This window comes from Actinomadura roseirufa, from assembly GCF_900659635.1.
GTDB classification, from domain to species: domain Bacteria; phylum Actinomycetota; class Actinomycetes; order Streptosporangiales; family Streptosporangiaceae; genus Spirillospora; species Spirillospora roseirufa.
The window spans coordinates 1-7499 of sequence record NZ_CAACVB010000323.1; the positions used below are offsets into that span (position 1 = coordinate 1).

Here is a 7499-nt window from a genome sequence, read left to right on the forward strand (position 1 = left end):
AGCCGGGCGAGGTGCCCGGCGGCGGCGCGGCGCAGCGGCTCGGGGCGGGACGGGTCGGCGGCGGCCGAGCGCAGGTCGGCGACCAGCGCGGACAGCGACAGCCAGCGGGTCCGCTCGTCCAGCCGCGACTGCTCGATGGCGCCGGGCAGCAGCTCGTTGAGGAAGCGCGAGGGCCGTTCCTCGGTGTCGTCGCCGCCGACGGCGGTGACGACGAGGCGGCGGCGGGCGCGGGTGACGGCGACGTAGAACAGTCGCCGCTCCTCCTCCAGCATCTTGGCGGACATGGACGCGCCGGCCGCGTCGGTGCCGCCCGGCTCGGTGCCGGCGGCGTGTTCGACGAGCTCCTCGACGCCGAGCAGCGACCCGCGCAGCCGCAGGTCGGGCCACACGCCCTCCTGGACCCCGGCGACCACGACGACGTCCCATTCCAGGCCCTTGGCGCGGTGCGCGGTGAGGATCCGCACGGCCTCGCCGTCGGGGGCCTGCTCGGCGAGGCTGTCGCCGGCGATCTCCTGGGCGGCGATGGTGTCGACGAACAGCTCGGGTCCGGCCTGCGGGAGCCGGTCGACGAACCGCGCGGCGTGGTCGAACAGCGCCACGACGGCGTCGAGGTCGCGGTCGGCGGAGGCGCCGCGCGCGCCGCCCTTCACGCTCTGCTCCAGCAGCGCGCCGGCCTGGCCGCTCTCCTTCCACACGGCCCACAGGACGTCCTCGGCGGTGCCGCCGTCGCGGACGCTGCGGCGCGCCACGTCGATCAGGTGCGCGACGCGTTCGGCGGGCGCCCGGACCCGCTCGTGGACGAGGACGACCTCGCGCGGGTCGTCGACCGCCGCGACGAGCAGGTCGCCGAGGGGCCGCTGCCCGCCGGACAGCTCCTCCAGGTCGCGCAGCGCCCGCTTGAGACGCCGCATCGCCAGCGCGTCGGCGCCGCCGAGCGGGCCGGTGAGCAGGTCCTCGGCGACGACCTCGTCGAGGTGGCCCTTCTTGAGCGCGGCGCGCAGCAGCACGAGGAACGGGCGGACGGCGGGTTCGGCGATGAGCGGGACCTCGTCGCCGGCGACGACGACCGGCACCCCGGCCTGCGCGAGGGCGCGGCGCAGCACCGGGACCTGCCGGACGGCGCTGCGGACGAGCACCGCCATCCGCGACCAGGGGACGCCGTCCAGCAGGTGGGCGCGGCGCAGCTCGTCGGCGACGAGCGCGGACTCCTGGCTCTCGGAGTCGGCGATGACGGCCCGCACCTCGTCGGCGGGTCCCCGGGACGGCCGCGGAGCCCGAGCCGCCGTGCGCCCCGGGGCGGGGGCGGCGGCGGTGGGGGCGTCCGCGGGGTCGGGGAGCAGCAGCGCGCGGTGCTCGGCCGCGGCGGCGCCGCCCGCGGGCAGGCGGCGGGCGATCCGCCGGGACGCCTCAAGGATCTCCGGGCCCATCCGGCGGCAGGTGCGCAGCGCGACCGTCGGCGCGGGCCGGCCGTCCAGCGTGCGGAACCGGTCGGGGAACTCCTGGATGCCGCGGACGTCGGCGCCGCGGAACCCGTAGATCGACTGGTCGGGGTCGCCGACGACGACGAGGTCGCGTCCCTCCCCCGCCAGGTAACGCAGCAGGTCCTCCTGGGCGGGGTCGGTGTCCTGGTACTCGTCCACGAAGACGACGTCGTAGGCGTCGCGTTCGCGGATCCGCACCTCCTCCTCGGCGAGCATGTCCGCGGCCATCTGGATGAGCTCGCCGTAGTCGTAGGTGGGGACGGGGTCGAGCGAGAACCGGTCGATGTAGCGGGCCATGAACGCGCCGATGGCGGGCCAGTCGTCGCGCCCGCGCAGGCGCCCCAGCGCGACGAGGTCCTCGGCGGCGTAGCGGCGCTCGACCGCGCGCGAGGCGAAGTCGCGCAGCTCCTCGGCGAACCCGCGGGTGGCGAGCGCGGCGCGCAGCCGCTCGGGCCAGTCGCGCGCGCCGTCGGACAGCTCGCCCTCCAGCAGCCGCCGCACCTCCAGGAGCTGCTCGGGCCCGGACAGCAGCCGCGGCGCGGGCTCCTCGTTCAGGACCGCGTCGCGCCGCAGCAGCGCGTAGGCGTAGCTGTGGAAGGTCAGCGCCAGCGGCAGGCGCGTCGTGCGGCGCAGCCGGCCGGTGATGCGCTGGCGCAGCTCGCCCGCGGCCTTGCGGCTGAACGTCAGGACCAGCACCCGCTCGGGGTCGGTGCCCCGGTTGTCGATCCGGTCGACGACCGCCTCGACGATCGTGGTCGTCTTCCCGGTGCCCGGCCCGGCCAGCACCAGCATCGGCCCGCCGGCATGCTCGACGACCCGCCGCTGCTGCTCGTCGAGCACGGGCGGGACGGCCCGCGCGGGACCCGCGCGGCGCACGAGGCGGTAGGAAGCTTGCGGCACAACATTTCATTGGAGCAGATCACGGGGGCTGGTCTGACCACATCGCACGCATGTCGCCGATGAGACCGGTGGGAGAACGCTCCATCGCCGCCGCGCGCCCCGCGTCCGTTCCGTGCGGCGTTCCGGTGTCAGCCGGCGTCGAGCCAGCGCGCGCGTGCCATGTCGACGCGCCGCCCGTCCGGGCGCAGCGGGGTCCCCTCGGCCCGGTAGTGCTCGTGCGCGCGGATCTCGTGGCCGCTCGGCGGGCTCCCGTCCGCGCGGATCACCCGCCACCACGGCACGCCGCCGCCGTACAGCGACATCACCCGGCCGACCTGCCGCGGCCCGCCCTTGCCGACGAGCTCGGCGAGGTCGCCGTAGGTCATGACGCGTCCCGCCGGGATCCGGTCCACCGCGTCCAGGACCGCCTCGGCGTACTCGTCAGGCTCCGACCACATCGCCTGATTCTCCCGGCTCCGCGTCCCGTCCCGCCACCCCGCCGGGAGTGTCCGCGTCGGGTGGTCCGAAGGACGGGCGGGCGCCGGGCGGCGGAGCCTGCGCGGCGGGAGGGATCAGCGGCGGGGCGTGCCTCCGGAGCGGCGGCGGGACGTTCTGGGGCAGGGGGCCGGCGGGGGGCGGGGCCCCGAAGCTCCCGGGCGGACCGGCGGGGAGCGGGCCGCCCGGCGGGACGAGCGCGCCGGGCCGGGGGTGGCGGCGGGCGAACGCCGCCGAGATCGCGGCGGCGCCGATCGTCCCGCCGACGCCGACGAGCAGCAGCGCGATGATCAGGGGGCGGACCCAGCCGGGGCGGTCGATGACGTCGACCGGCCCGGGGTCGTCCGCGCCGAACCGGCGCCCGGCCGGCTTGCCCGCCGGGGCGGGGCGGCCGGACGTCAGGTTCGCGGCGGCGGTGAGGGCGCGCTTGGCGTTGACCTCGCCGAAGCCGACCTCGGGGTCGTACTTGCCGCCGGGACCGTACCGGGTGCCCGCGACGAGCGCCTGGGACACCAGCGCGGGCGGCATCCGCGGATGCGCGGCCCGGATCAGCGCCGCGACCCCGGAGACGAGCGCGCAGGCGTCGCTGGTGCCGCCGCTGATGAAGTACGCGCCGCCGGGACCCGCGACGGGCAGGCCGATGCCGGGCGCCGACACCAGCACCGAGTAGTTGCGGTTGGAGAACGCCACGCGGCCGTGGGTGGCGTCCGTCCCGGCGACCGCGATGACGCCCGGGAAGGAGGCCGGGTAGAAGTAGGGCGCGAATCCGTCGCCGTCCAGGAGGCGCTTCTTGTCGCCGTCGTTGCCGACCGCCGCGACCACGACGACGCCCTTGCCGATGGCGTAGCCGATCGCCTCGCGCTCGGCCGCGGACTCCCGGTTCTCGCCCAGCGAGAGATTGATCACGTCGGCGCCGTGGTCGGTGGCGTAGCGGATGCCGCGGCTCAACGCGCCGCGCGCCCGCTCGTCGGTCCGGAAGCGCCGGAAGCTGGCGTCCTCCTTCTCACCGATCACCCGGATGGACAGGACGCGGGCCTCCGGGGCGAGCCCGATGATCCCCTCGCGGCCGCCGGCGCCGTGCCCGTGCCCGGCGATCAGCGACGCCATGCCGGTGCCGTGCCGGCGGGCCGGGGTCGTGCCCGCGTCGATCGGGGCGAGCATGTTGGGGCCGGTGGTGACCGAGCCCGCGAGGTCGGGCTGGCCGGCGTCCACGCCGGTGTCCACCACGGCGACGGTGACGCCGCGCCCGCGGCTGACCTTCCAGGCGGCGTCCATGTCGAGCACGTCGAGGATCGGCTTCTGCCGGTCCCGGACGAGATCGGCCCGCGCCGGGACGGGCGGCGCCCACACCGCGGCGAGCGCCACAGCGAGACCGGCCGCCGCCGCGCCCGCGCGCCGTCGAACCCGCCGGGGGACGCGCAGCCGGTTCTGCCCGGCCGTGGCCGGTGGTCCGGAGGGCGTCAGCATCGCCACTCGCGGCTGGAGCAGTCGGGCAGCGCCCGCAGTGACAGCGACCTCGCGATCGTGTGGGCGATCTGGAACCCGACGGCGAACGGCTCGCCGGGACGCTCCTTCTTGACGGCGGCGGCGGGCCGCCCGTCCGCCTGGCCGGAGGTGGACAGCACCACGTAGGGGCCGCCGCGGTCGAAGGTCCGGTCCTGCCGGGCGGCGTCGGTGAACGGCGCGGACGCCGTCCCGGGGAACGCGGCGGCGCGCAGCGCGGGCCGGACGGTGCCGGTCCCGTCGGGGCCGTGGGAGTCGGGCAGCTCCTTGTACGCCCGGTCCGCCTGCCACGAGTCGGGGAAGACGACCACGCCGACGGTCACCACGACCCCCTGCAACTGGTCGGCGTAGGTGGCGCGAAGCACCGCCTTGCAGTTGTGCTTGCGGAGCGTCGTGGCGATCTCGGCGTCCACGGACGGCTCGCACGCGGTGTCGGGGACGATGCCCGTCCTCGACGCGTACTCGCTGTGCCCTTCGTCCGGGGTGTAGCTCAGCCGCCCCGGGAAGATCCGCTCCGCGGGCCACGCCTCCCACCGGCGCGCCACCTCGGCGTTCGCCGCCCGTTGCAGCTCGGCGTTGGTGGGGGCGCGGTGGAGGGTGCCCCAGGCGCCGATGATGACGGCGCCGCTCGTCACCAGGTAGCAGCAGCCGAGCACGATGGCGACGACCATCCACTGGCGGCCGCGCAGGCCGAGCAGCGTCACCGGGCGCGGCGCCGGGTGCGGCGCCGCGCCGAAGGGGGCGCCCGGTGGGCCCGCGGCGGGCGGGCCGGGCCGGGCGGGCCGGAAGGGGGGCCGCTGCGCGGGCGGCTGCTGGGAGGGGGGCAGGAATGCCACAACAGCCAAGATTAACTCTGCTTCGCGACAATCCGTCCTGCCCTTGGGGTGAGGCCGCGTGTTCCCGCGCGTGTCGCGGCCCGTCCCCGTCCGCGGCGGCGCCCACCGGGACGCCGCCTTCGGGGAATGAGCCTGGACATGGCAAGGTTGTGCGGTGAGAGGACGATGTCGTCCCGCCCTCCTCATCAGCCGAGCGTCAGCACAGGAGCAGTCACCGTGTCGTTGCCACCTCTGGTCGAGCCCGCAGCGGAGCTCACCCGCGACGAGGTCAACCGCTACTCGCGGCACCTGATCATCCCCGACGTGGGGATGGCCGGGCAGAAGCGCCTCAAGAACGCCAAGGTCCTGTGCGTGGGCGCGGGCGGTCTCGGCTCGCCCGCCCTGATGTACCTGGCGGCCGCCGGTGTCGGCACGCTCGGCGTCATCGACTTCGACGTCGTCGACGAGTCGAACCTGCAGCGGCAGGTCATCCACCGGCAGACCTCGCTGGGGCAGCCGAAGGCCGAGTCGGCCGCGGCGACCGTCCGCGAGATCAACCCGCTGATCGACGTGGTCGTGCACAACACCGCGCTCGACCGCGACAACATCATGGAGATCTTCGGTCAGTACGACCTGATCCTGGACGGGACCGACAACTTCGCCACCCGCTACATGGTGAACGACGCGGCGGTGCTGCTCGGCAAGCCGTACGTGTGGGGCTCGATCTACCGGTTCGACGGGCAGGCGTCGGTGTTCTGGGCCGAGCACGGCCCCTGCTACCGCTGCCTCTACCCCGAGCCGCCGCCACCCGGGATGGTGCCGTCCTGCGCCGAGGGCGGCGTGCTCGGCGTGCTGTGCGCGTCGATCGGCTCCATCCAGGTCAACGAGGCGATCAAGCTTCTCACCGGGATCGGCGAGCCGCTGGTCGGCCGGCTGATGATCTATGACGCCCTGGAGATGACCTACCGGTCGGTCAAGGTCCGCAAGGACCCCGAGTGCCCGCTGTGCGGCAAGAACCCGACGCAGACCGAGCTGCTCGAGGACTACGAGGCGTTCTGCGGCGCGGTGTCGGAGGAGGCCACCGAGGCCGCGAAGGACTCCACCATCTCCGTCCACGACCTCAAGGCCATGCAGGACCGCGGCGACGCCATCTTCCTGGTGGACGTCCGCGAGCCCAACGAGTACGACATCGTCTCGATCCCGGGCGCGACGCTGATCCCCAAGGGCGAGTTCCTGAACGGCGCCGCGCTGGAGCGGCTCCCGCAGGACAAGAAGATCGTCCTGCACTGCAAGTCGGGCGTGCGGTCGGCCGAGGCGCTGGCCGTGGTGAAGAGCGCCGGGTTCGGCGACGCGGTGCACGTCGGCGGCGGCGTCCTGGCCTGGGTGAACCAGATCGACCCGAGCCAGCCGTCCTACTGACGGCCCCTGCCCGCAGGCACGGCCCGCAGGCACGTCCGGCAGGCGCGGCCGACCGGACCGAGAGGCCCCGGACCCCGTACGGGTCCGGGGCCCTTCAGTCGGGTGTCACGCCGGTCTGGACGGCGAGGACGGCGAGCCGGATGCGGTTGGGGCAGCCGGTCTTGCGCATGAGGTTCGCGACGTGGGTCTTCACCGTCGTGACGCCGAGGTGGAGCCGCTCACCGATCTCCCGGTTGGACAGGCCCGCGCCGACCAGCCGCAGGACCTCCTCCTCCCGCGCGGTCAGCCCGGGGGGCGGCCCGGTCCGCTCGGCGGCCTCGGCCGCCTCCGCCGCGCGGGCCGTCCCGTCGGCGTGCGCCCGCACCGCCTGCCGGACCAGCCGTCCGAGGACGGACCGGCCGTAGGGGGGCTCGCCGCCCGCCGCCATCCGGATCGCGCGCAGCAGCTCGGGCGGCGGCGCGTCCTTCACCATGAAGCCGAACGCCCCCGCGGCCAGCGCCGGGTACAGGTGGTCGTCGTCGTCGAACGTGGTGAGCACGACGACCCGCGCCGACGGCCGGGCCGCCACGATCCGGCGGGTGGCGGTGATGCCGTCCACGCCGGGCATCCGCAGGTCCATCAGCACGACGTCCGGGTGCGTCTCCTCGACCAGCCGCGGCGCGTCCCGCCCGTCGCCCGCCTCCCCGACGACCTCCATGTCGGGCGCGGACTCGCAGAGCATCCGCAGCCCCATCCGGACGAGATGCTGGTCGTCCACCAGCAGCACCCGGATCACGCCGCCTGCCCCGGTCCCGCGGGCGCGGCGGCGGGCGCGGACGGCGCCGGGTCCGGGGGGACGGCGGGTTCGGGGATCTCCGCGAGCAGCCGCCAGCCGGGCCGGTCGGGCCGGGGCCCGGCCGCCAGGGAG

General features: G+C 75.6%; 6 protein-coding genes. 1 reads left to right on the top strand and 5 read right to left on the bottom strand.

From position 1 onward, the window contains the following. The 4 genes from E1291_RS36615 to E1291_RS36630 all read right to left on the bottom strand — a co-directional run. A partial coding sequence (locus tag E1291_RS36615; RefSeq protein ID WP_242614604.1) for an ATP-dependent helicase occupies window positions 1-2381 on the bottom strand: 2381 nt, incomplete at its 3' end. A 128-nt stretch (window positions 2382-2509) separates the two neighbouring features. Continuing rightward, window positions 2510-2818, bottom strand: a complete 309-nt coding sequence (locus tag E1291_RS36620) for an MGMT family protein (protein ID WP_131742640.1) — start codon at window positions 2816-2818, stop codon at window positions 2510-2512. Further along, window positions 2802-4322 carry a S8 family serine peptidase gene (locus E1291_RS36625; RefSeq protein WP_131742641.1) on the bottom strand — a complete coding sequence of 507 codons (1521 nt, stop codon included), beginning with the start codon at window positions 4320-4322 and terminating at the stop codon, window positions 2802-2804. Before E1291_RS36625 ends, E1291_RS36620 begins: the two co-directional genes overlap by 17 nt. Beyond that, window positions 4316-5194 (bottom strand): hypothetical protein, encoded by an 879-nt coding sequence (locus tag E1291_RS36630; protein ID WP_131742642.1) that lies wholly within the window; start codon window positions 5192-5194, stop codon window positions 4316-4318. The genes E1291_RS36625 and E1291_RS36630 overlap by 7 nt, the downstream gene beginning before the upstream one ends. A gap of 216 nt (window positions 5195-5410) precedes the next feature. On the opposite strand from E1291_RS36630, the gene moeZ reads away from it, so the two are divergent. Then, on the top strand, window positions 5411-6592 hold the full coding sequence (gene moeZ / locus E1291_RS36635; protein ID WP_131742643.1) for an adenylyltransferase/sulfurtransferase MoeZ: 1182 nt from the start codon (window positions 5411-5413) through the stop codon (window positions 6590-6592). Between the two features lie 94 nt (window positions 6593-6686). On the opposite strand, the gene E1291_RS36640 is transcribed toward moeZ, so the two are convergent. Next, on the bottom strand, window positions 6687-7367 hold the full coding sequence (locus tag E1291_RS36640; RefSeq protein WP_131742644.1) for a response regulator transcription factor: 681 nt from the start codon (window positions 7365-7367) through the stop codon (window positions 6687-6689). Window positions 7368-7499: the final 132 nt, after the last annotated feature.

Coding starts and splice junctions, on each gene's coding strand:
- E1291_RS36620 (WP_131742640.1), bottom strand. CDS start 2,818: ATGTGGTCGGAGCCTGACGAGTACGCCGAGGCGGTCCTGGACGCGGTG.
- E1291_RS36625 (WP_131742641.1), bottom strand. CDS start 4,322: ATGCTGACGCCCTCCGGACCACCGGCCACGGCCGGGCAGAACCGGCTG.